14 protein-coding genes and 1 pseudogene are annotated in these 24,551 nt (G+C 62.2%); 6 read left to right on the top strand and 9 right to left on the bottom strand.

The window, feature by feature from the left end; translation table 11 throughout:
* Positions 1 to 8: 8 nt before the first annotated feature.
* From mscK to FX984_RS33305, 4 genes and pseudogenes are all read right to left on the bottom strand, one after another.
* A complete protein-coding gene (mscK, locus tag FX984_RS28710) occupies positions 9 to 3,392 on the bottom strand; it encodes a mechanosensitive channel MscK (RefSeq protein ID WP_027604970.1) in 3,384 nt (1,127 codons plus the stop codon).
* Positions 3,393 to 3,444: 52 nt separating this feature from the next.
* Complete coding sequence (locus tag FX984_RS28705) at positions 3,445 to 5,187, bottom strand: potassium/proton antiporter (RefSeq protein ID WP_027604969.1); 1,743 nt, start codon at positions 5,185 to 5,187, stop codon at positions 3,445 to 3,447.
* A 233-nt stretch (positions 5,188 to 5,420) separates the two neighbouring features.
* Positions 5,421 to 6,284 carry a methyl-accepting chemotaxis protein gene (locus FX984_RS33310; protein WP_370671258.1) on the bottom strand — a complete coding sequence of 288 codons (864 nt, stop codon included), beginning with the start codon at positions 6,282 to 6,284 and terminating at the stop codon, positions 5,421 to 5,423.
* Positions 6,276 to 7,031: pseudogene (locus FX984_RS33305) on the bottom strand (MCP four helix bundle domain-containing protein); the annotation flags it as partial. The pseudogene FX984_RS33305 and the gene FX984_RS33310, both read right to left, overlap by 9 nt.
* 290 nt (positions 7,032 to 7,321) lie before the next feature.
* Between FX984_RS33305 and FX984_RS28695 the strand changes: the two are divergent.
* Together FX984_RS28695 and FX984_RS28690 are read left to right on the top strand one after the other, a co-directional pair.
* Positions 7,322 to 7,552 carry a hypothetical protein gene (locus tag FX984_RS28695; RefSeq protein WP_003187970.1) on the top strand — a complete coding sequence of 77 codons (231 nt, stop codon included), beginning with the start codon at positions 7,322 to 7,324 and terminating at the stop codon, positions 7,550 to 7,552.
* A complete protein-coding gene (locus FX984_RS28690; RefSeq protein ID WP_017526490.1) occupies positions 7,549 to 7,839 on the top strand; it encodes a cell division protein ZapA in 291 nt (96 codons plus the stop codon). The genes FX984_RS28695 and FX984_RS28690 overlap by 4 nt, the downstream gene beginning before the upstream one ends.
* Here the strand turns inward: FX984_RS28690 and FX984_RS28685 are convergent.
* Both FX984_RS28685 and putA read right to left on the bottom strand, forming a co-directional pair.
* Positions 7,836 to 9,638 (bottom strand): acyl-CoA dehydrogenase, encoded by a 1,803-nt coding sequence (locus tag FX984_RS28685; RefSeq protein ID WP_098480498.1) that lies wholly within the window; start codon positions 9,636 to 9,638, stop codon positions 7,836 to 7,838. The two genes, FX984_RS28690 and FX984_RS28685, sit on opposite strands and share 4 nt — an antisense overlap.
* A gap of 153 nt (positions 9,639 to 9,791) precedes the next feature.
* Entirely contained in the window at positions 9,792 to 13,745 is a 3,954-nt protein-coding gene (putA, locus tag FX984_RS28680) for a trifunctional transcriptional regulator/proline dehydrogenase/L-glutamate gamma-semialdehyde dehydrogenase (RefSeq protein ID WP_098480497.1), read from the bottom strand.
* A gap of 460 nt (positions 13,746 to 14,205) precedes the next feature.
* On the opposite strand from putA, the gene putP reads away from it, so the two are divergent.
* The 3 genes from putP to FX984_RS28665 all read left to right on the top strand — a co-directional run bounded on the left by putP (position 14,206) and on the right by FX984_RS28665 (position 18,648).
* Positions 14,206 to 15,690: a sodium/proline symporter PutP gene (gene putP / locus FX984_RS28675; protein ID WP_027604965.1), complete on the top strand. Its 1,485-nt coding sequence runs from the start codon at positions 14,206 to 14,208 to the stop codon at positions 15,688 to 15,690.
* Between the two features lie 203 nt (positions 15,691 to 15,893).
* Entirely contained in the window at positions 15,894 to 17,948 is a 2,055-nt protein-coding gene (locus FX984_RS28670) for a type VI secretion system Vgr family protein (protein ID WP_146476839.1), read from the top strand.
* Positions 17,923 to 18,648 carry a DUF4123 domain-containing protein gene (locus FX984_RS28665; protein ID WP_027604964.1) on the top strand — a complete coding sequence of 242 codons (726 nt, stop codon included), beginning with the start codon at positions 17,923 to 17,925 and terminating at the stop codon, positions 18,646 to 18,648. Before FX984_RS28670 ends, FX984_RS28665 begins: the two co-directional genes overlap by 26 nt.
* On the opposite strand, the gene FX984_RS28660 is transcribed toward FX984_RS28665, so the two are convergent.
* Positions 18,634 to 19,911 (bottom strand): O-acetylhomoserine aminocarboxypropyltransferase/cysteine synthase family protein, encoded by a 1,278-nt coding sequence (locus FX984_RS28660; RefSeq protein ID WP_027604963.1) that lies wholly within the window; start codon positions 19,909 to 19,911, stop codon positions 18,634 to 18,636. The two genes, FX984_RS28665 and FX984_RS28660, sit on opposite strands and share 15 nt — an antisense overlap.
* A gap of 175 nt (positions 19,912 to 20,086) precedes the next feature.
* Between FX984_RS28660 and FX984_RS28655 the strand changes: the two genes are divergently transcribed.
* Positions 20,087 to 20,923, top strand: coding sequence for a 23S rRNA (adenine(2030)-N(6))-methyltransferase RlmJ (locus FX984_RS28655; protein WP_098480495.1), 837 nt, complete (start codon positions 20,087 to 20,089; stop codon positions 20,921 to 20,923).
* A gap of 90 nt (positions 20,924 to 21,013) precedes the next feature.
* Here the strand turns inward: FX984_RS28655 and msrA are convergent, their stop codons facing one another.
* Positions 21,014 to 21,661, bottom strand: a complete 648-nt coding sequence (gene msrA / locus FX984_RS28650) for a peptide-methionine (S)-S-oxide reductase MsrA (RefSeq protein ID WP_027604961.1) — start codon at positions 21,659 to 21,661, stop codon at positions 21,014 to 21,016.
* A 72-nt stretch (positions 21,662 to 21,733) separates the two neighbouring features.
* Complete coding sequence (locus FX984_RS28645; protein ID WP_027604960.1) at positions 21,734 to 24,427, bottom strand: putative bifunctional diguanylate cyclase/phosphodiesterase; 2,694 nt, start codon at positions 24,425 to 24,427, stop codon at positions 21,734 to 21,736.
* Positions 24,428 to 24,551: the final 124 nt, after the last annotated feature.

Below are 24,551 nucleotides of genomic sequence, written 5' to 3'. Positions count from 1 at the left end.
TAGGGCGTTTAGTCGAGTTTGCTGGGCGGTGGCTCGGGTGCATCCGCCACTTTGCCGTCCGGCGGCTCCGGCACATCTGGCGCCTCGGTCGGTCCGACGATGGTTCTCTTCTCGTCCTCCACCGGCACCAGCTTGTACTCCTGGCCGTGGAGGTTTTTCAGGTACACCTCCATCTGCCGGAACGAGATGTTGATGTGGTGGTTCTTGAACTCGCGGTTGATAAAGCGGTTCACTTCGTCGATCACCGGGTTGCGGTCACCGAGGTCGCGCACGTGCATGCGCAGTTCGTGGTCCAGCGTACTTTCGCCGAAGTTGAGGAAGTACACATGGGGTTCCGGTTCCTTCAACACCCTTGGGTTTTCTCGCGCAGCCTTGAGCAACAATTCCTTCACCAGGTCCAGGTCGGAGCCGTAGTCCACGCCCAGCTTGAGGGTCACGCGGGTGATGGTGTCGGTCAGGGACCAGTTGATCAGTTGCCCGGTAATGAACGTCTTGTTCGGGACGATGATGTCCTTGCGGTCGAAGTCGGTGATGGTGGTGGCGCGGATGCGGATCTTGCTCACCGTGCCCGACAGGTTGCCGATGGTGATGGTGTCGCCGATGCGCACCGGGCGCTCGAACAGGATCATGATGCCGGAGATAAAGTTGGCGAAGATCTCCTGCATGCCGAAGCCCAACCCCACCGACAGCGCGGCCACCAGCCATTGCAACTTGTCCCAGCTCACGCCGAGGGTGGACAGGGTCGAGACAAAGCCCACGCCGGCAATGATGTAGGACAGCAAGGTGGTCGTGGCGTAGGCACTGCCCTGGGCCAGGTCCAGCTTGGACAGCACCAGCACTTCCAGCAGGCCGGGCAGGTTGCGCGCCAGGGCGAAGGTGATGCCGATGATGATCAGCGCGCCGAGCAGGTCGCCGATGCTGATCGGCACCATGCTGATATTGGCACCGGTGCCGCTGGTGTATTCGTAGAGGGTGACGTTGTCCAGGTAGGAAAATACCGAGATCAGGTCCGACCATACCCAGTACAGCGCCGCGATAAAGCCGCCGAGCAGCGCCAGGCGGATCAGGCGCATCGATTGTTCGTTGACCTGTTCGATATCCAGGGTCGGCTCTTCGATCACCGCTTCGCCTTCGCCGGCTTCCTTGGCGGCCTGGCGTTTGGCCAGGGCGCGGGAATAGGCCAGGCGTCGGGCGGCAACGCCCAGGCCGCGGACGAAGGTGGCTTCGATGACCAGCCAGAACATCAGCAGGTACAGGGTGTTGATCAGCCGATCGCTGAGCTTGAGGGCGGTGTAGTAGTAGCCAAAGCACACGGCAATGAACAGCGCGATAGGCAGGGCGGTAAACAGCAGGCCCACGGCTTTGCGGAACAGCGAGGCTTTTTCGTGGGTCGGGCTGTGCAGCAGCAGGCGTCCCAGCAGCCAGGCCATCAGGGCGTAGCAGGTCAGGACCACCCCAATGCCCAGCACGTCGTCGGCCAGCGCCGCCGGTTGATGCTCGGCAATCGCCACCACGGCCACCAGGGCCAGCACCACCAGCCCGAGCTTGCGCACCCAGCCCTGGAGGAATTCGACCTGGGGCTTTTCCCAGCGGAAGTGCAACTCGGCCACGCCACCCGGCGCCAGGATGCGGTAGGCGGTGTAGAACACCAGCCACGCCTGGGCAATCTGCAACAGGGCCGCGCCGAGGTTGGCGTTTTGTCCGCGGGCATCTATTTGCAGTGCGTAGCCGCACAGCGCCAGGCCCAGTGCTACCGGCATCGCCAACAGGATATTCACCAGGATCGCCTGGGGCGTGTGCCATTGGCTGTCGCGTTTGAAGTGGCCGATGTCCAGATGGACTCTTTTCAGGCGCGCGTACAGCGCGTTGCGGCGCCACAACAGGGCACCGATCAGCAGCAGCAACGGCAAAAACAGCAGCGGACGCTGGGTCAGGCCGTCGTACAGCTCGCTGACGCTGGAGGCCCAGGGCAGGGTGGTGACCTGCTTGCTCAGGTGCGCCGGCACGGTTTCCAGCCACTCGGTGTCCAGCGGCTTGTTGCTGGGGATCCAGAACATCTGTTCATCGAGCGTCGCGCGCAGGGTGGTGGCGGTGCTGAGCAGTTGTTTCTGGTTCAGTTGCAGGGTGATGGATTCGTTGAGCAGCGCGCTCAGCTCGCGGCTCAGGCGCTCCAGCAGGTCGCTGCGGGTGATCGCCAGTTCCAGCAGGGTGCGCCGCAGTTGCGGGGTGACGTCGGCCGGCGGCTGGTTGGCCAGCAGGTTATCCACATAGGTGCTGGGGGAGCTGATCAGCTCGCGCTGTTGGTTGACCTCGAACTGGTACAGGCGAATGTTGGCGATATCGTCCGCCAGGTCGCGGTCCACCGTCAGGCGGGGCAACGCTTGTTTCTGCTTATACAGAATCTTCGACAGGAGCAGGCTGCCCTTGAGCACATTGATCTGCTCGTCCAGGGCCGAATCGCTCTGGGTCACGGTGTCCAGCTGTTGCTTGGTCTGCAGGTTCTTCTGGGTCAGGTCGTTGAGGCGGTCGGTGCTCTTGAGCAGGTAGTCGGACAGCTTCAGGTTGGCCGCGCTTTCCGTGGCCAGCAGGCTGCTGCCGCCGGCTTTCTGCGCTTCGATGGACTGTTGGGTGACGGTCTGCTGGGACTGGGCCAGGCGCTTCTGGTTGATCAGGGTTTGCAGGTCCTGGATCTCCTGTTCCAGGCGCGCGGTTTTTTCCTGGATCAGGTCGTGCTGGCTGTTGCCCAGGTCCTGCAGCTGGCTGTTGCCGGCCAGCTCCTGGCGGCGCAGGGGGATCAGGGCATTCAGGGAGGCCAGTTCGGCATTCAGTTGGTTGCGCTGGTCGCCGCTGAGGGCTTTGCCATTGTCCTTGCCGGCCTTGAGGGTGGCATTGATCTGCTGGATACGCGTCTGGCTGCTGCTGATTTCGGTCTGGGCGCGCTCGGGACGGGTCTGGGCGGCGATGGTCAGGCTGTTGGCGTCGGCCAGTTCCTTTTGCAGGTCGCCTTGCTGGGTGCTGCGCTGCACCAGCAGTTGCTCAAGCTGCGGCACCGGCAGGGTGGCGTAGCGTTGGGCCACCGGAATGACCTTGGTGGCCTTGAGTCGGGTCAGTTCGCGCTGGTTCTCGCTGGTCTGGCGCGGCGCGTCTTCCAGCTGGCGCTTGAGGTCGACCAGGCGCTGCTCGTAATCCTGCTTGTTGCCCAGGTAGGTCAGGGTCTGTTGCAGGATCGACTGCAGCGCCTTCATGTCGGCGTCGGGCAGTTTGCGATCCGGCAGCTTGTCCAGGGTTTGCTGGATGGCGTCGGCGCTGGGCGGGTCGGCGGCGTAGACGCTGCCGACACAAAGGGTCAGGCCCAGCAGGGCAGTGGCGAGAAAAGTGCGCAGGGTTGGCATAGAGACCGATCGAGCAAGGTGAAGAATCGGGGGCGTGCTGTCGCCCCGCAGTTTAGAGGAAGAGTCCGGGGCCCGGGCGACTTCCTTCGGGGAATCTGACGCCGACTTTGCCAATCTTGTTCCCGTCCATGACCGCGACGGTCCAGATGGTGTTGTTCCACTCCACCTGGTCGCCCACTACCGGCGCGCCGCCGACTTTCTGGGTGATGAAGCGGCTCAGCGGCATGTCCGGGTCGATCCCTTCGAGCTTGAGGCCATACAGCGCCGAAACCGCGCCCAGCTGGGCGTCGCCTTCGAGGACGAAGTCGCCGAAGAAGCGCAAATCGAGGCCGCGTTGCGGTGCCTGGCTGAACAGTTTGCCCAGGGCCGGCAGGTTGTGTTCATGGCCGATCACACAGAGCAGATCGCCGACTTCCAGCACCGTACTACCCGACGGATGGAGCAGTTGCTGGCCACGGAACAGGGCCGCGATGCGCGTGCCTTCGGGCATTTTCAGCTCACGCAGGGCCGCGCCGATGCACCATTTTTCTGCGCCGAGGCGGTAGACGAACAGCTCCCACTCGCTGGTGACGTGCACTTCCAGGGCTGCGCGGGAGATCGGCGCCGGGTCCGGCGGAACGGTCACTTTGAGCAGCTTGGCCACCCACGGCAGGCTGGTGCCCTGTACCAGCAGCGACACCAGCACGATAAAGAACGCCAGGTTGAAGTACAGCTGCGCATGGGGCAGGCCGGCCATCAACGGGAACACTGCCAGGATGATCGGCACCGCGCCGCGCAGGCCGACCCAGGCGATAAAGGCCTTTTCGCGGCCATGGAAGGCTTTGAACGGCAGCAGGCCGACCATCACCGACAGCGGCCGCGCAAACAGGATCATCCACAGCGCCAGGCCCAGGGCCGGCAGGGCAATCGGCAGCAAATCATGGGGCGTGACCAGCAGGCCCAGCACCAGGAACATACCGATCTGCGCGAGCCAGGCCATGCCGTCGAGCATATGCAAAATGCCATGACGGCTACGCACCGGGCGATTGCCGATCACCAGGCCGCACAGGTACACGGCGAGGAAGCCGCTGCCATGGAAGGCGTTGGTCAGGGCGAACACGAACAGGCCGCCGGCGATCACCAGGATCGGGTACAGGCCGGTGGCCAGGTTGATGCGGTTGACCATCTGCAGCATCAGCCAGCCGCCGCCGAGGCCGACGATGCCACCGATGCCGAACTCGCGCACCAGGTGGGTCAGCAGGCTCCAGTGCAGGCCGGTCTGGCCGCTGGCGAGCATGTCGATCAGGGTGACGGTGAGGAACACCGCCATCGGGTCGTTACTGCCGGATTCGATCTCGAGGCTGGCGGTCACCCGTTCGTTCAGGCCCTTGCCGCCCAGCAGCGAGAACACCGCTGCGGCGTCGGTCGAGCCGACAATCGCACCGATCAGCAGGCCCTGGATAATATTCAGGTCAAACAGCCAGGCCGCCGCCATGCCGGTGAGGCCGGTGGTAATCAACACCCCCACGGTGGCCAGGGACAATGCCGGCCAGAGTGCCACGCGGAAACTCGCCACCCGTGTACGCAAACCGCCGTCGAGCAGGATCACTGCCAGCGCGAGGTTGCCCACCAGGTAGGCAGTCGGGTAATTGTCGAAAATGATGCCGCCGCCATCGACGCCGGCCACCATGCCCACGGCCAGGATGATCACCAGGATCGGGATACCCAGGCGCGAGGAAAGAGAACTCACCAGAATGCTCGCACTCACCAGCAACGCGCCGATCAAGAACAGGCTGTTGATGGTCGTCGCATTCAAAGGCAGTACTCCATGGGCAAACAAGACGGGACGCAAACTGACCATGCAGTCTGCGTGCCAGGGATTCTAACCTGTTGAATTGCGGTGCTGTCAAAAAGCTTTTAACGTCGGGCGCAGATCTGAATGTGGGAGGGGGCTTGCCCCCGATGGCGGTATGTCAGTCAGCTTGTCTTTAACTGATCCACCGCTATCGGGAGCAAGCCCCCTCCCACATTTCAAGCCAGTGCAGGGCGTTAGAGGCGGAAGCGGCCTACCATCCCGTTCAGGTCTACCGCCAGGCGTGACAATTCGCTGCTCGCGGCGCTGGTCTGACTGGCGCCCGTAGCGGATTGCACCGACAGATCACGAATGTTCACCAGGTTGCGGTCCACTTCCCGCGCCACCTGCGCCTGTTCTTCCGCCGCGCTGGCGATCACCAGGTTGCGCTCGTTGATCTCGACAATCGCCGTGTTGATGGTGTCCAGCGACATCCCGGCGCCTTTGGCGATGTTCAGCGTCGACTCCGCCCGTTCGGTACTGTTGCGCATCGAGTCCACCGCGTGCTCGGTGCCGGCCTGGATACTGCCGATCATCCGCTCGATCTCGCTGGTGGACTGCTGGGTGCGATGGGCCAGGGCCCGCACTTCATCGGCGACCACCGCGAACCCGCGACCGGCTTCACCGGCGCGTGCGGCTTCAATCGCCGCGTTCAGGGCCAGCAAATTGGTCTGGTCGGCCAGGCCGCGAATCACGTCCAGCACTTTGCCGATATCGCGCGACTCATTGGCCAGTTCGCCGATCAGGGTGGCGGTAGCCTGCACATCGCCGCTCATGCGCTCGATGGCGCTGACGGTTTCCTGCACCAGGTCGCGGCCGTCGCCAGCAGACGTGGTGGCGTTGCGCGAGGCTTCCGAGGTGCTCACCGCATTGCGTGCGACTTCTTCCACGGCGCTGGTCATCTCGTTGACGGCGGTGGCGGCTTGCTCGATTTCGTTGTTTTGCCGGGTCAGGCCACGGGCACTTTCGTCGGTGACGGCGTTCAGTTCCTCGGCGGCGGAAGCCAGTTGGGTGGCGGAACCCGCGATGCGTTGCAGGGTGTCGCGCAGTTTGTCCTGCATCTTGGCCATGGCGGCGAGCAGGCGCCCGGCTTCATCGTTGCCGTCGACTTTGATCGGCCGTGTCAGGTTGCCTTCGGCGACTTCTTCCGCCGCTTCCAGTGCCTGTGAAATCGGCAGGGTGATGCTGCGGGTCAGCAGCCAGGCAAACAGCAGGGTCAGCAGCGTGGCGATCACCAGCAGGCCCACGACCAGGTTGAAGGCCGCGTTGTACTGGTCTTCGGCCTCCTGATTGGTGGCCAGGGCCATCTTGTTATTGAGGTCCAGCAGGCGCGTCAGCACGGCGTTGACCTGCTCGGAGTTGCTCAGCAATTCGGTGTTAAGCAGGCTGCGCAGCTCATCCACCTGGTTGGCCCGTGACAGGCTCTTCATGCGCTCTTCAATCTGATGGTACTGGCCCAGCAGGCTTACATATTCGTTGTAGGTGCTACGTTCTTCGCTGCTTTCGATCAGTTTCTCGTAGACGCCCTGGGCGGTGCGGATCTGCTGGTTGCGCAGTTCGAAGGCTTCCAGGGTCTTTTGCTGCACATCCGGCTCGCGGTTGGTCAGCAAGCGATAAGACAACACGCGCAGGCGCAGGGTCAGTTGGGTGAACTCATCCAGGGCGCGGATGCTTGGCACGCTGGACAAGGTGATGTCTTCGGTGGCGCCACGGATCTTGCTCATCTGGTTCAGGGCGAACACGCCTAGAAACAACATCAACGCGCCAATAAACGCGAAGCCGAGGAAGGCCCTCGGAGCGATATTCATATTACGAAGCGACATGCGGAAATCCTGGGAGAGGCGCAATCCGTGCGGTCATGAGACGGGGTGTGCCTCTCTATCGGGCGTACGACTAAAGTCTAGAGGGGGCTGTGCGTTTTTGTCGCATCTGACGAGGGGTTGCGCGGATTCAGGAACCAGATGGGGGAAATGCAGTCACTAAGGCTCGAAAGCGTGGCCCGGCCCTTGAAAACGGGCTGCGCGCCAGGGATAACCCTGGCATCCGAGGTGAATTTTCTTTATCGTCACCGCCCTTTGAAAAAGCCCGAGAAATCAAAATGTTAGAAGCATCCCTCAGCCAACTGGAACAACTGGTCAGCGACCTGGTACAGCAGAATCAGGAGCTACTGGGCAGCAACGAATCCCTCAAGGCCGAACTGGCTCGCGCCAAGGATGAGAACGACAGCCTGCAACTGAACCTGATGGAGCAGGAAGAAAAGCACGGCGCCACCGCAGCCCGGATCCAGGCGCTGGTTGAGCGCGTGAGCGCAGGCCCTGTCAGCGCATGAATGAAGGGATAAAGGTCGTTTCGATTCTCGGAGAGGATTACTCGATCAAGGCCCCGGCCGGGGAAGATAAAACTCTGATGCACGCCGTGACCATGCTCAAGGCCTCCCTGGCCACCACCAAGAAAAAGTACCCGACCCTGATCGGTGACAAGCTACTGGTGCTGGCGGCGCTGAACCTGTGCGCCGAGCAGATCGAAATGCAGCAGGCTCACCAGCAGGAACTCGACCGTTACCAAGAGCAAGTCAGCGCCACGGTCGAGGTGATTTCCAAGGCGATCCAGCCCTAGAACCACTCATCCTGCATCCCCAGGCACGTATCATCCCGTGCCTCCAGAATCACCAGTTCATGATGGCAGCCCGGAATCTCCCAAGTCAGGAAGTACCGGGCGGCCTGGAGCTTGCCTTTATAGAAGGCGACATCGGCCCCATTGCCCTTGGTCAGCCCTTCTTCGGCGCGAATCGCCTGTTCCAGCCAGCGCCAGCCAATCACCGTATGTCCGAATACCTTCAGGTACAGCGCCGAGTTCGCCAGGCTGCTGTTGACCTTGCCCTGGGCGAGATCCGTCAGCAGGCCGATGGTCACGCTTTGCAGGCGGCTGACCAGGTGCTCCAGCGGCTCTCTCAATGCCGTCAGGCCTGGATATTCCTGTGCCCGTGCGCCCGTGTCGGCGATCAGCCGGATCAGTTGCTTCAGGCCCGCGCCGCCGTTCTGCGCCAGCTTGCGCCCCAGCAGGTCCAGGGACTGGATGCCATGGGTGCCCTCGTGGATCGGGTTCAGGCGGTTGTCGCGGTAGTACTGCTCCACCGGGTATTCGCGGGTATAACCGTGGCCGCCGAGGATCTGGATCGCCAGTTCGTTGGCCTTGAGGCAGAACTCCGAGGGCCAGGATTTGACGATGGGGGTGAGCAGGTCCAGCAGTTCATGGGCCTGTTTGCGTTCGGCCTCGGTTTCCAGTGTGGTGGTGTCATCGAACAGCCGCGCGGCGTACAGGCCCAGGTCAAAGGCACCTTCGACGTAGGCTTTTTGCGTCAGCAGCATGCGCTTGATATCGGCGTGCTGGATGATCGAGACCGGCGCGGTGCCTGGGTCCTTGCTGTCGGGCAAGCGGCCTTGCGGGCGTTCGCGGGCGTATTCCAGCGAATAGAGATAGCCGGCGTAACCGAGCATCACCGCGCCCATGCCGACACCGATGCGTGCCTCGTTCATCATCTGGAACATGCAGCTCAGGCCTTGGTGCGGTTTACCCACCAGATAGCCGACGCAGTTGCCGTTATCGCCGAAATTCAGTGCCGTGGACGTGGTGCCACGCCAGCCCATCTTATGAAACAGCCCGGCCAGCAGCACGTCGTTGCGCGCGCCGAGGCTGCCGTCGTCGTTGACCAGGAACTTGGGCACGATAAACAGCGAAATGCCCTTCACCCCAGCGGGCGCGTCCGGCAGCTTGGCCAGCACCATGTGCACGATGTTTTCCGACAGCGGGTGGTCGCCGCCGGAGATGAAGATCTTGTTGCCTTTGAGGCGATAGCTGCCGTCAGCCGCGGGCTCGGCGCGGGTACGAATATCCGACAGCGATGAGCCGGCGTGGGGCTCGGTCAGGGCCATGGTGCCGAAGAAGCGGCCTTCGATCATCGGTTGCAGGAAGCGCTGTTTTTGCTCCTCGGTGCCGAAGCTTTCGATCAGGTTGGCGGCGCCCATGGTCAGGAACGGGTAGGACGTCGAGGCCGCGTTGGCGGATTGGAAGTGAGCGAAGCAGGCCTGGGACAGCAGGGTCGGCAACTGCATGCCACCGGCTTCGAAGCTGCGGGCCGCATTGAGGAAGCCGGCTTCCAGGAACGCATCCACCGCCGGTTTGACTTCCGGAATCAGGATGGCTGCGCCGTTTTCGTAGCGCGGTTCGTTTTCGTCGTTCTTACGGTTGTGGGGGGCGAAGTGCTTTTCGGCGATGCTGCGCGCCGTGCTGATCGCGGCATCGAACGTTTCGCGATTGTGCTCGGCAAACCGCTCGCGCTGGGTCAGGCCCTCGGCATCGAGGACTTCGTACAGCTCGAAAGCCAGATTGCGGGAACTGAGCAGCGTCTCGGACATGGCGGCTTACCTTTGGAGGAATTGGCCTGAGTCTAAGTGCGCGAATAAAGACTGGATAGCAAGATTGATCTGGGTGATGAAGAGGCAGAACGCGGGGAGGGGAATTGAAATGTGATCAAATGTGGGAGGGGGCAAGCCCCCTCCCACATTCAGTTAGCCGATGGTCATCAGGCTGGCATTACCGCCGGCAGCCGCGGTGTTAACGCTCAACGCACGCTCGATCACCAGGCGCTCCAAGGCAATGGATGTTTCGCCCTGAGACAAACCATGTACCCCGACAATCGCCCCGCCACGCTGCGCCACTTGCTGGCACACCCCACGCAGTTGGTCGGAATCGCCGTGGTGCAGGACGGCGTCAAACACCACCTCGTCCTTGGTCCAGTCGGCCACGCGCTTGATTTTCGCCTGAATCTCCTTCGGCAGGCGTGGGAACACGGCCTTGGTCAGGTCGGTTTCCGGCCACACCGCCGAACCGCCGACGGCCAATACCGCCGCCAGTTGAGTCAACAGATCGCCTTCCACGTCCGCCAGGCACAGTACGTGCTCGCGGGGCAGGATGGCGTAGCTGTTGCGCTCGCCGGTCGGGCCGGCCAACTGACGGGTGATTCCGCTTTGGGACTGCGCGGCGAACTGGCTGCACAGCGCACTCAGCTCGCTGAACTTATTGCTGTCGGCCCAGGTTTTCAGGGCGGTCAGCGGTTGGCTCATGGCATCACGCAGACGTACGTCCGGTGCCGCCAGCTTGTCGCCACGTACGAAGGATTGCTCGATCGCATCGGTAGGACGGGTCGACAGCAAGCGGTACAGGTACAGCGGACCACCGGCTTTCGGGCCTGTGCCCGACAGGCCTTCGCCGCCGAACGGCTGCACGCCGACCACGGCACCGACGATGTTGCGGTTGACGTAGACGTTACCGGCATTGACGTTGTCTATCACCTTGGCGATGGTCTCGTCGATACGGGTATGCACGCCGAGGGTCAGGCCATAGCCGGAAGCGTTGATCTGGCCGATAAGCTGGTCGATCTCCTTGCGCTTATAGCGCACCACGTGCAGCACCGGGCCAAAGATCTCCCGTTGCAGTTCGTCAAAGCTTTCCAGCTCGATCAGGGTGGGCATCACGAAGGTGCCGCGCTTGATTTCTTCACCGTCGGCAATCGCCACCTGGTACACATTGCGGCCTTTGTCGCGCATGGCCTGGATGTGTTTCTCGATGCCGGCCTTGGCTTCGGCGTCGATCACCGGGCCGATGTCCACCGACAGGCGTTCCGGGTTGCCCAGGCGGCATTCAGCCATGGCGCCCTTGAGCATTTCGATCACGCGGTCTGCCGAATCTTCCTGCAGGCACAACACGCGCAGGGCCGAGCAACGTTGACCGGCGCTGTCGAAGGCCGAGGACACCACGTCGATGACCACTTGTTCGGTGAGTGCCGAGGAGTCGACGATCATTGCGTTCTGGCCGCCGGTTTCGGCGATCAGCGGGATCGGACGGCCCTGGGCATCCAGGCGTCCGGCGACATTGCGTTGCAGCAGGCGCGCGACTTCGGTGGAACCGGTGAACATCACGCCCTTGACGCGATCATCACCCACCAGGCGCGCACCGACGCTTTCACCCTGGCCCGGCAGCAATTGCAGCACGCCTTGGGGAATACCGGCTTCGAGCAGGATGCGCACGGCTTGTGCAGCCACCAGCGGGGTTTGTTCGGCTGGCTTGGCCAGTACCGGGTTACCGGCGGCCAGTGCGGCAGCCACTTGCCCACTGAAAATCGCCAGCGGGAAGTTCCACGGGCTGATGCACACCACCGGACCCAGTGGGCGGTGGGCGTCATTGGTGAAGTCGTTGCGCGCCTGTACCGCGTAGTAGCGCAGGAAGTCCACGGCCTCACGTACTTCGGCGATGGCGTTGGCGAAGGTCTTGCCGGCTTCGCGGGCCAGCAGGCCCATCAGCGGCTGGATCTCGCCTTCCATCAGGTCGGCGGCACGTTCCAGGATCGCGGCGCGTTCGGCGGGCGGGGTGGCCTGCCAGATCGGGCCGGCGCTGATGGCGCACTGGATCGCGTTGTCGACGTCTTCGACGGTGGCTTCTTGCACGTGACCGACCACGTCACGCAGGTCGGACGGGTTCAATACCGGTGCCGCCGCTTGATCGCTGGCGGCGCAACCGAGCATCGGCGCGGCCTTCCAGTTGTTGTGCGCGGTGGCCAGCAGGGCGCAGGACAGCGATGCCAGGCGGTGTTCGTTGGCCAGGTCGATACCGGCCGAGTTGGCACGGTCGCTGCCGTACAGGTCACGGGGCAGCGGGATACGCGGGTGCGGCAGGCCGAAGCCGCCTTCCAGCGTCGCCATCTGCTCGATGCTGGCCACTGGATCGGCCACCAGCTCCTGGATCGAGATGGACTGGTCGGCGATGCGGTTGACGAACGAGGTGTTGGCGCCGTTTTCCAGCAGGCGACGCACCAGGTAAGCCAGCAGTGTTTCGTGAGTGCCGACCGGTGCGTACACGCGGCACGGACGGTTCAGCTTGCCTTCGGAAACCTTGCCTACTACCTGCTCGTACAGCGGTTCACCCATGCCGTGCAGGCATTGGAATTCATACTGGCCGGGGTAATAGTTCTGACCGGCGATATGGTAAATCGCCGACAAGGTATGGGCGTTGTGCGTAGCGAACTGCGGGTAGATGACTTCCGGTACCGACAGCAGCTTGCGTGCACAGGCAATGTAGGAAACGTCGGTGTACACCTTGCGGGTATACACCGGGTAGCCTTCCAGGCCTTCGACCTGGGCGCGCTTGATCTCGCTGTCCCAGTACGCGCCTTTTACCAGGCGGATCATCAGGCGATGGCGGCTGCGGCGTGCCAGGTCGATGACGTAGTCGATCACATACGGGCAACGCTTCTGGTAGGCCTGGATCACGAAGCCAATGCCGTTCCAGCCGGTCAGCTGCGGTTCGAAGCACAGGCGCTCGAGCAGATCCAGCGACAGTTCCAGACGGTCGGCTTCTTCGGCGTCGATGTTCAGGCCGATATCGTATTGCTTGGCCAGCAGGGTCAGGGACAGCAGGCGCGGGTACAGCTCATCCATCACACGTTCGTACTGCGCACGGCTGTAACGCGGGTGCAGGGCCGACAGCTTGATGGAGATGCCCGGGCCTTCATAAATCCCACGGCCGTGGGAGGCTTTGCCGATGGAGTGAATGGCTTGCTCGTACGAGGCCAGGTATTTCTGCGCGTCGTGTTCGGTGAGGGCGGCTTCACCGAGCATGTCGTAGGAATAGCGGAAACCCTTGGCTTCGAATTTGCTCGCGTTGGCCAGGGCTTCGGCGATGGTTTCGCCGGTCACGAACTGCTCGCCCATCAGGCGCATGGCCATGTCGACGCCCTTGCGGATCATTGGCTCGCCGCTCTTGCCGATGATGCGGCTCAGGGATGAGGTGAGGCCGGCTTCGTTATGGGTAGCGACCAGTTTGCCGGTCAGCAGCAGGCCCCAGGTAGCGGCGTTGACGAACAGCGACGGGCTGTTGCCCAGGTGCGGATGCCAGTTGCCGGTGCTGATCTTGTCGCGGATCAGCGCGTCGCGGGTGCCTTTGTCCGGGATCCGCAGCAGTGCTTCGGCCAGGCACATCAGGGCTACGCCTTCCTGGGACGACAGCGAGAATTCCTGCAGCAGGCCCTGGACAATCCCGGCACGGCCGCCGGCACTCTTCTGATTGCGCAATTTTTCCGCAATCGAAGCGGCGAGCTTGTTGGTGGCTTCGGCCATTTGCACCGGCAGGCGGGCCTGTTCGATCAGCATCGGCACCACTTCCGGCTCGGGGCGACGGTAAGCGGCGGTGATCGAAGCGCGCAGTACGGATTGCGGCAGGATGCTCTCGGCGAACTCAAGGAAGCACTGGTGGGCGTGGTCGCTCTGGACTTCGCCTGCGTCGTCAGCGTCCTTGCTGCTCAAGCCGTTGAGCTCGGTCAGGGTTGCACCACCCTCGAGTTTCTCCAGGTAATTGAAAATCGCCTGCTTGATCAGCCAGTGCGGCGTGCGATCAATGGAGGTCGCGGCCGCCTTGAGGCGTTCGCGGGTCGGGTCGTCGAGTTTGACCCCAAGGGTGGTCGTAGCCATTTTCTTATCCTCATGGGTGCCACTACCGAGTGGCATCAGCTGGCGGCAAGATTAGCTTTGCTCAGGGAGAGGTGCAACCGGGTGCAACCCATTTTGTCGATGAATTTTTCGTCGCTTGATCGGAAAAAAATTGGCCGGCGACGGAATCCGCTTCGGCTTGGTGCATTTGCTTCTGAGATCGGCTGTTCTTGCTCCGAAAAGGAGCAAAAAAGGGGCGTTTTGCGTGTTTTACACTTGGGTGCAACTTATTCCCAAGAAACTGGTTGCACCTTATTTGCTTTGTTGAATAGCATTCGCGCCCAAGGTGCAACCGGCTTTAGGGTTTGGTTCATCGGCTGGCGGCTTTCCTGGGGAAACGTCAGTCATAAATGCGCGGCACGCAGTTACGTTTACCTACTTCCAGTAGGTGGCCGTCTGACAGACCGCCGCTACATAAAAACAAAGCCAGGGCGTCACTCCTATGAGCGTTAGTAATCCAACCCTGATCACGTTCGTGATCTACATCGCAGCAATGGTGCTGATCGGCTTCATGGCCTATCGCTCCACCAACAACCTTTCCGATTACATCCTTGGCGGTCGCAGCCTCGGGAGCGTGGTGACTGCCTTGTCAGCCGGTGCTTCCGACATGAGCGGCTGGTTGTTGATGGGCCTGCCGGGCGCGATCTACATGTCCGGCCTGTCGGAAAGCTGGATCGCCATCGGCCTGATCGTCGGTGCCTACCTCAACTGGCTGTTCGTGGCCGGTCGCCTGCGGGTACAGACCGAGCACAACGGCGACGCTCTGACCCTGCCGGACTACTTCTCCAGCCGTTTCGAAGATAAAAGCGGCCTGCTGCGGATCATCTCTGCGGTCGTGATCCTGGTGTTCTTCACCATCTACTGCGCGTCCGGCATCGTGGCCGGTGCCCGCCTGTTCGAAAGCACCTTCGGCATGTCCTACGAGACCGCGCTGTGGGCCGGCGCTGCGGCGACGATTGCCTACACCTTCGTGGGTGGTTTCCTGGCCGTCAGCTGGACCGACACCGTACAAGCCACGCTGATGATTTTCGCGCTGATCCTCACGCCGATCATCGTGCTGCTGGCCACCGGTGGCGTCGACACCACCTTCCTGGCTATCGAAGCCAAGAATCCCGACAACTTCAACATGCTGAAAAACACCACCTTCATCGGCATCATCTCGCTGATGGGCTGGGGCCTGGGTTACTTCGGCCAGCCACACATCCTCGCGCGCTTCATGGCGGCGGATTCGGTGAAGTCGATCGCCAACGCGCGTCGCATCTCCATGACCTGGATGATCCTGTGCCTGGGCGGCACCGTGGCTGTGGGCTTCTTCGGCATCGCCTACTTCTCGGCGCACCCGGAAGTGGCGGGCCCGGTCAACGAGAACCATGAACGCGTGTTCATCGAACTGGCCAAGTTGCTGTTCAACCCATGGATCGCGGGCGTACTGCTGTCGGCCATCCTGGCTGCGGTCATGAGCACCCTCAGCTGCCAGTTGCTGGTGTGCTCCAGCGCCCTGACCGAAGACTTCTACAAGACCTTCCTGCGCAAAAGCGCTTCCCAGCTTGAACTGGTGTGGGTCGGCCGCCTGATGGTACTGCTGGTGGCCTTGATCGCTATCGCCATGGCCGCCAACCCGAACAACCGCGTCCTGGGCCTGGTGAGCTACGCCTGGGCCGGTTTCGGTGCTGCGTTCGGCCCTGTGGTGCTGATCTCGGTGATCTGGAAGAACATGACCCGCAACGGCGCACTGGCCGGGATCCTGGTCGGCGCGATCACCGTGATCGTGTGGAAGCACTTCGAACTGCTGGGCCTGTACGAAATCATCCCAGGCTTCATCTTCGCCAGCCTGGCGATCTACGTCGTGAGCAAGCTGGGCGCACCGACAGCCGGTATGGTCGAGCGCTTTGATGCGGCGGAAAAAGACTACAACCTCAACAAGTGATTTGCCGGGCGCTGAGCGCTCGATGAATTAAAAGAAGGCCCGCGTCCTAAGGATGGCGGGTCTTTTTTTGCGTGCGATTCGAGCTGGACTGAGTAGGACTCCTACGTACACATGTAGGGTTTTACTGATTTATTTGGGCTGTGCCCGGCAGGGTGAGGCAGTGGTGCAGAATCTCCCGCCTACCCCTCGCAGAGAAACACCGGATGTTCGCTCCTGCCAATCAAAGTGCCTTTACCCTGACCCTCGACGGTGTGTCGAGTGAACTCAAGGTGTTTGAGTTCCGGGGTAGCGAAGCCATCAGCCAGCCGTATCGTTTTGATCTTGAACTGGTCAGCGAACAGCCCGACCTGGACCTGGAAAGCCTGCTGCATCGCCCGGCATACCTGGGCTTCGACGCTCACGGCCGTGGTGTCCACGGCCTGGTTTATCGGGTCGCGCAGGGCGATTCCGGGCGGCGGCTGACGCGTTACCAGATCAGCCTTGTGCCGCAGTTGGCCTATCTCGCGCACAGCAGTCACCAGCGGATCTTCCAGCACAAGACGGTGCCGCAGATCATTGCGCAGGTGCTGGCGGAGCAGCGGCTCCATGCCGACCAATTCGAATTTCACCTCAGTGGTGCCTATCCCGAACGCGAGTATTGCGTGCAGTTTGGCGAGAGCGACCTGGCCTTCATTCAGCGCCTATGCGCCGAGCAGGGGATTCACTACCACTTCCAGCATTCGCCCGAAGGACACCTGCTGGTGTTTGGCGATGACCAGACCGTTTTCGCCTCGCCAGATCAGCCTACGCCCTACATGCCGGGCTCCGGGATGGTGGCGGATACGCCGGCCATCAAGCGCTTTGCGCTGCGGTTGGAAACCCGCACCACCGCGGTCAACCTGCGTGACTACGACTTTCTCAAGCCGAGCCTGGTGCTGGAGAGTGGCGTGGTCGGCGAACAGCTTCCACGGTTTGAGGCGCAGGCCTACCCCGGTCACTTTTCCGATCGCCCCCACGGCAAGTATCTCGCGCAACGTGGCCTGGAGCGGCACCGTAGCGACTATCGAATAGCCCGTGCCAGCGGCGATGACCCTGCATTGAGCAGCGGCCGGTTCTTCAAGTTGACCGGGCATCCGCGGGACGAATGGAATGACGTGTGGCTGGTGACGCAAGTGACCCACGAAGGCAGGCAGCCCCAGGTTCTGGAGGAGGCTGTCACCGAGGTTGGCGGTGGAGATTTTCTTCAGGGGTATCGCAATGAATGTGTGGCGACTCCGTGGGACGTGATCTTCCGCCCGCCCTTGCCGGAGCAGGCGCGGCCGGCGTTGTCGGGTTATCAAAGCGCGGTGGTCACCGGCCCCGTCGACAGTGAAATCCACTGCGACGAATACGGCCGGGTCAAGGTGCAGTTGGCCTGGGATCGCGCTGGGGCGCATGACGATCATTCCAGCTGCTGGCTGCGGGTGGCCAGCGGTTGGGCCCATGACCGCTATGGCTCGGTACTTATCCCGCGAGTGGGCATGGAAGTACTGGTGGGGTTCGCCAATGGGGATATGGACATGCCGCTGGTGATGGCCTGCCTGCCGAACGCGGCGACCCCGGTCCCCCTCGACCTGCCGGCAGACAAGACCCGCAGTATCTTCCGTAGCCAGAGCAGCCCCGGTGGCGGTGGCTACAACGAACTGCGCATCGAAGACCGCAAGGGCGCCGAGGAGATCTACCTGCGCGCCCAGCGGGATTGGACCCAGCATGTGCTGCATGACCAGCAGGTGCAGATCGACCATCAGCGCCGCATCAGGGTGGGCGGTGAGTCGCACCATGAAGTACACGGCGAAGAGCAGCGCATCACCCATGGCAACCGTTTGACGGAACTCAAGCAGGACGACCATCTGGTGGTCGGCGGTTCGCAGCAGATGCGGGCCGGGCGGGCCATCCGGATGGGTGCCGGGCAGAGTGTTGTCATTGATGCGGGCGCGAGCGTGACAATCCAGGCCAGTGGGCAGTCGATCACGCTGTCGGCAGAGGGGATTTTCAGCAGCACGCCCATTCAACTGGGAGGCGCGCCTGCTCCGGCGGCGTCGCCATTGATGCCTGGGGTGAAAGCGGCGTTGCTGGCGGTTATACCTGCACCGCTGAGCCGGATACAGGTCGCCAGCCTGAAACGGAGCGCGCCGTTTTGTGAAGAGTGCCAACGCTGCAGTGACGGGCAGTGCGCTCTCCCATTCCATTCAACCTTAAAAGGAATTTACCCTGATGTCCCAACCCTTGAGCCCCGATGACTGGCTGGCACAATGCCCTCTACTCCCCAATGAGCGGCTTTACGTGGTACTGAGCAGTGCCAGCGACGCGAAGCCGCTGGCTGCGTGGCAAGTCTCGGCCGGCGGGATGTTGCCTCAAGCGCTCTGGGCAGGTACGGCCTATGCCGGGTGGGATGAGGTGATGCCCTACGCAGCGGTTGTCGAGCCCGACAGTGCCTTCCTCGATTGGATCGCAACCACTGAAGCCTCGGACTGGGGTTGGCTGGCGGTATCGTCCAGTCCGCTGGAAGTCGTCGTTGCTCACCTGCAAGGCCTGACCAAGATAGTGCTTCCCGATGAGCGGAGCGTGTTCCTGCGCTTCTGGGATGGCGCCCAGTTTCTGCCGATTGTGCAGAAACTGGACGATGAAATCGGCGCAGTACTGCCCGTGTTCCAGCGCTATCTGATCAATGGCCAGCCGTTGAGCGTGGCGACGCCATCGGTCACTGCGGCCAAGGCCAGCCCTTGGTGGCGCGTGCCTGACGCGTTATTGGCGCACTTGGCCGCGCAGTCGCCGCAGACCCTGATCGACAACCTGCTGCAGTGGCTGGAAGAGCAGCGCCCCGACCTGTATGCCGCTTTTACGCCGGCGACCTTGCGGCACAAGGTCGCCTACTTCGCGCGCAGTACGGACATCAGCGCTGAAGCGCTGGCGGGCTACCTGGACTCAGAGTTGAGTTGAGGCCAGCGCCTGTTGCAGGTCGTCGATCAGGTCTTCGACCGCTTCGATACCCACCGACAGGCGAATCATTTCCGGCTTTACGCCGGCCTTGGCCTGTTCCTGCTCGTTCATCTGTCGGTGAGTGGTGGAAGCCGGGTGGCAGGCCAGGGACTTGGCGTCGCCGATGTTGACCAGGCGCTTGAAGATTTGCAGGGCGTCGTAGAAGCGCACACCGGCATCAAAGCCGCCTTTCAAACCGAAGGACAGGATCGCCGACGGTTTGCCCTGCATGTATTTCTGCGCCAATGCGTGGTGCGGGTGGTCCGGCAGGCCGGCGTAGCTGACCCACTCCACCTCGGCATGGCCTTGCAGGAATTGCGCGATTTTCAGGGCGTTTTCGGTGTGGCGCTCCATGCGCAATGCCAGTGTTTCCAGGCCTTGCAGCAACAGGAAGGCATTCATCGGCGCCAACGCTGCACCGGTGTTGCGCAGTGGCACGGTGCGGGCACGGGCGATGAAGGCGGCGGGGCCGAATTTTTCGGTATAGACCACGCCGTGATAGGCCGGCTCGGGCTGGTTGAGGCCGGGGAATTTATCCGCGTATTTCGTCCACGGGAACGTGCCACTGTCGACAATTACACCGCCCAGGGAGTTGCCATGGCCGCCGACGTACTTGGTCACCGAGTGCACCACGATGTCGGCGCCGAACTGGATCGGCTTGCACAGGATCGGCGTGGCCACGGTGTTGTCCACTACCAGCGGCACGCCGCGGGCATGGGCGACGTCGGCCAGGGCTTCGATGTCGATGATATTGCCCGCCGGGTTGCCGATGCTTTCGCAGTACACCAGCTTGGTGTCGTCGTCGATCAGTTCGGCGATGGCGGCGGCGCTGTCGTCCCGGGCGAAACGCACCTCCACGCCAAAGCTCGGCAGCAGGTGGGCGAACAGCGTGTAGGTGCCACCGTAGAGTTGCGGTGTGGTGACGATATTGTCACCCGCACGGGTCAAGGTCTGGATGGCATAGTGAATCGCCGCGCTGCCGGCCGAGACTGCCAGCGCCGCGATACCACCTTCAAGGGCGGCAATGCGCTGCTCCAGCACATCGTTGGTGGGGTTCATGATGCGCGTGTAGATATTGCCGGGTACGTCCAGGTTGAACAGGTCGGCGCCGTGTTGGGCGTTATCGAATTCGAAGGCGACGTTCTGGTAGATCGGCACGGCGACGGCCTTGGTGGTCGGGTCCGACTTGAAACCGTGGTGCAGCGCGATGGTGGCGTCTTTCATGATTGTTATTGACCTCCCTGGAGTGGTGGATGGCCACAATAAATCCGCCTCGCCGTCGACATTTAGATTTTTTTCAACGGGCTGCCTGCGTTTGCGGCATAAGCGCCGCCCGGCATGCGGCCCTGCACCTTTGCGCCCGTAGAAGGTAAACTTCGCCCCCTGCGCAGGAGCAACCATGAATTATCGTCACGCCTTTCACGCCGGCAACCACGCCGATGTCTTCAAACACCTGACCTTGACCCGCCTCATCGCCCTGATGTCGCGCAAGGAGCAGCCGTTCGCCTACCTCGACACCCATGCCGGGATTGGCCTGTACGACCTGCAAGGTGACCAGGCCAATCGCACGGGTGAGTACCTGGAAGGTATCGCGCGTTTGTGGGGCGCCGACGATCTACCGCCGTTGACCGCCGACTACATGCGCGTGCTGCACGAGATGAACCCCGATGGCCAGTTGCGCTACTACCCGGGCTCACCGGAGCTGGCGCGCCGCCTTACGCGCCCCCAGGACCGCGTGCTGCTCAATGAAAAACACCCGGAAGACGGCGTGTTGCTCAAGGACAACATGAAGGGCGATCGTCGGGTCAAGGTTCATTTGGGCGAAGGCTGGCATGTGCCGCGCGCGCTGTTACCGGTGCCGGAAAAGCGTGCGTTGATGCTGATCGATCCGCCGTTTGAAAAACTCGACGAAATGCAGCGCTGTGCTGCGTCCCTCAAGGAAGCCGTCAGCCGTATGCGCCAGACGGTCGCGGCGATCTGGTACCCGGTGAAGGACCAGCGCATGCTGCGTCGCTTCTACCAGGACCTGGCCGGCACCGGTGCGCCGAAGTTGCTGCGCGTGGAATTGCTGGTGCATCCGCTGGACACGCCCAACACCCTGACCGGCTCGGGCCTGGCGATTGCCAACCCGCCGTGGGGCCTGGAAGAGGAGTTGCGCGAGCTGCTGCCGTGGCTGTCCAAGCAGCTTGGCCAGACCCAGGGTGGGTGGCAGATGGATTGGCTCATCGCTGAGTAGTTGTAAGTTGCAAGCTTCAAGCCTCAAGCTGCAAGTGAGAGCAGAAAACACCACTTGCAGCTTGTAGCTTGAAACTTGCAGCTCCGATCTTCAGATCGGGCAAGTCACGCCGGTACCGCCGATCCCACAGTAGCCCTGTGGATTCTTCGCAAGGTACTGCTGGTGATACGCCTCGGCGAAGTACACCGTTGGCGCCTCGTCGATCTCGGTGGTAATCACACCCAGGCCCGCTTTGGTCAGTTCAGCCTGATACGCCTCGGCACTGGCCTGCGCCGCCGCCAGTTGCTCAGGCGTGGTCGCATAGATCACCGAGCGGTACTGGGTGCCGATGTCATTACCCTGGCGCATGCCCTGGGTCGGGTTGTGCAGTTCCCAGAACATCTTCAGCAGGTCTTCGTAGTTCACCTTGGCCTGGTCATACACCACCAGCACCACTTCGCTGTGGCCGGTCAGGCCCGAGCAGACTTCTTCATACGTCGGGTTCGGCGTGAAACCACCGGCATAGCCGACCACGGTGCTGACCACGCCATCGCGCTGCCAGAACTTGCGCTCGGCGCCCCAGAAACAACCCAGGCCGAAGATCGCGAAGCCGACGTCGTCGACGAATGGGCCCAGCAGCGGGTTGCCGTTGACGAAGTGCGTCTGCGGCAGGTTCATCGGGGTTTCACGACCGGGCAACGCTTGTTCTTGAGTAGGCAGCACGTTTTTGTTCACCAGAATTTCCGAGCGCAAGACCATGAGCAGTCCTCTCGTCAGGTTGGGTTAGCGGTAAATTTCAGACAGCCAGTGTGCCCGAGTGTTACAGCGCTGTCAGGCGATTGGCCCGCGCGGGTAGCGTCTAAGCTTCTCGAGCAGCTCTGCACCGGGGATCGGCCGGTCGAACAGGTAGCCCTGGCCAACGTCGCAACGGTGCCGACGCAGGAACGCCAGTTGCTCGGCGGTCTCGATGCCTTCGGCCACCACCTTGAGCTTGAGGTTGTGGGCCATGGCGATCACGGCCGAGGTGATTTCCATGTCGTCCTGGTTGTCCGGGATTTCGTGGATAAAGCTGCGGTCGATCTTGATGATGTCGATGGGGAATTTTTTCAGGTAGCTCAGTGACGAGTAGCCGGTGCCGAAGTCGTCCATGGCCAGGGTCAGGCCGAAGCTCTTGAGCTGGTCCAGTTGCAGGCGCGTGTCTTCGGTCGCTTCCAGCAGCAGGCCTTCGGTCAGCTCCAGTTCCAGCAGGTTGGCCGGCAGCTGTTCTTCCTTGAGGATCGTGGCGATCGAGGCCACCAGGTCCGGGTCGGAGAATTGCTTGGGCGACAGGTTGATCGCCACCTGCAGATTGCCCAGGCCGGCGGCGCTCAGTTGCTTGCTCATGCGGCAGGCCTGGCGCGCGATCCATTTGCCGATCGGGATGATCAGGCCGGTTTCTTCGGCGACGCTGATGAACTGATCGGGGCGGATCATGCCCTTTTCCGGATGGTTCCAGCGCAGCAGCGCTTCCATGCCCAGCAAGCGGCCGCTGCGCAGGCACAGCTTGGGCTGGTAGAACACGTCCAGTTCGTTCTGGGTCAGGGCACGACGCAGGTTGTTCTCCACGAACAGCTTGTAGCTGGCCTCGGCGTTCAAGGCTTCGGTGAACACCTGTACCTGGTGTTTGCCGTTGGCCTTGGCCTTGTGCAGGGCCAGGCCGGCGTTGCGCATCAGGGTCTGCGGGTCGCGGCCGTGCAGCGGCGCGCAGGCCAGGCCCACCGAGCCGGTGACGCTGATCAGTTGGTTGTCGACGAACATCGGTTTGTCGAGGGTCGCCAGCAGTTGGCTGGCCACCTGTTGGCCGCTTTCCAGGTCAGTGTCGTCCAGCAGCACCGCGAATTCGTTACTGGCAAAACGCGCCAGGCTGCCGCCGGCACTCAGGCTGTTGCGCAGGCGGCGGGCCAGGCTGATCAGCAGCTTGTCGCCGGTCTGGTGGCCGAGGCTGTCGTTGATGCGCTTGAAGTTGTCGATGTCCACCAGCAACAGGCTGATCGGGCTGTCGCTGTCGCGGGCAAAGCGCTCATCCAGATTGCGGATAAATGCCGGACGGTTGCCCAGGTTGGTCAGGTTATCGGTGTAGGCCAGGCGTTCGATGCGCTGCTGGGCCAGTTTGTTCTGGGTGATGTCTTCGTAGATGCCGATGTAGTGGGTCAGCTCACGGTTGTCGCCATACACCTTGGAAATCGACAGCTGGCCCCAGTAGGGCTCGAGGTTTTTACGTCGGCTCTTGAACTCGCCCTGCCAGCTGTTGCTCTTGGCCAGGCTCGACGGTGCGTCGAACAGCAGCTCGCTGAGGTTTTCCAGGGCCGGCAGTTGGGCCAGGCGGTGGCCGTGGACTTCTTCGGCGCTGTATTGGGTGATCGCGGTAAAGCTTGGGTTGACGTATTCCACCACGCCGTCGCAGTTGACCAGCAAAAAGGCATTGGCACTTTGCTCCACGGCACGCTGGAACAGGTGCAGGGCGCTGGTGGCGGTACGGCGGTTGTGGTTGTTGATCACTTGCGCGAATTGGTCGGCCAGTTCGCCGGCAAAGGCAATCTCATCGGCCTGCCAGGCACGCGGGCTGCCGCCCTGTTCCAGGCACAGCACACCGACCACCTGACCATCGACGCGGATGCTCGCATCGAGCATGGCGTGGATATCCTTGGCGCGCAGGTTCTCGGCCATTTCCCGGGTGCGCGGGTCGCGCATCGCGTTGGTCGCGTCGATTGCCCGGCTGGTGTGCAGGGCTTCCAGGTAATCCGGAAAGCAACTGGCGTCGATGGGCTCAGGCAGGTGGTGCTGCTGGTCATCGCGGTGGTAGGCCGAGATCGGTACCAGGCGCTGGCCTTCGAGGTTCCAGATGCTGGCGCAGTCGATCTGGTAGATGTCACAGGCGCTGCGGGTGATCAGCTCTGCGGCTTCCTGCAGCGAATTGTTGGCGGTGTAGCGCTGGCGGGCCAGCAACAGGATCAGCTCCTGCTGGGCGCGCACCCGCTCCAGGTGCTGCAGTTGTTCCTGCTGGGCGCGCTGGTTGAGCTCCAGGGCGATCTGCAGGCGGCTGTTCTGGCTTTCCAGGTCCTCCGTCGGGGCGGGCAGGGAGATTTCGTTGAACAGGCCGTCGACCACCATCAGGTAGCCGCGCAGCAGGTGGCGATTGTGTTGTTTGTAGGCTTCGCCCATTTCCAGCAGGCTCAGGGGGCCATCGTTGGTGTGCAGGGTGTAGCGCACCAGGTAGTGAGGGCTGTCGCTCAGTTGCTGTTGGATGGCGTCGTGCAGTTGATAGCGAGCCTGAGGCTCCATCAGGCTGGCGAAGGGGGTACCGAGCAGTGCACACAGCTCGACCGCCGACAGGCCGAATTGGCGCTCGCAGTTAGGGTCGAGGTACAGAAGGGCCCAGCTTGCCTCATTAAGCCGCTCGAAACGCAGCATACCGAGGCGCGAAGGCACCGGTAACTGCGTCACTACCTCGGCCGCCATACGGGCGACATCGGGTTGGCTTTTCATGGGGGGGAACTCACTTCAAATAACGCGCACGGCGCCGGGCTCACGCCCTCTTTACTGTTGCCTGCGGCAAGGTTGCATCATGCGGCGCGGGCTGACAAGAGAGGATGAAGGCTAAGTGCTATAA

It is taken from the genome of Pseudomonas marginalis (assembly GCF_008692035.1).
Lineage (GTDB): Bacteria > Pseudomonadota > Gammaproteobacteria > Pseudomonadales > Pseudomonadaceae > Aquipseudomonas > Aquipseudomonas marginalis.
The sequence above is the reverse complement of the archived record's forward strand: the minus strand, read 5'-3'. Positions and strand labels throughout refer to the sequence as shown.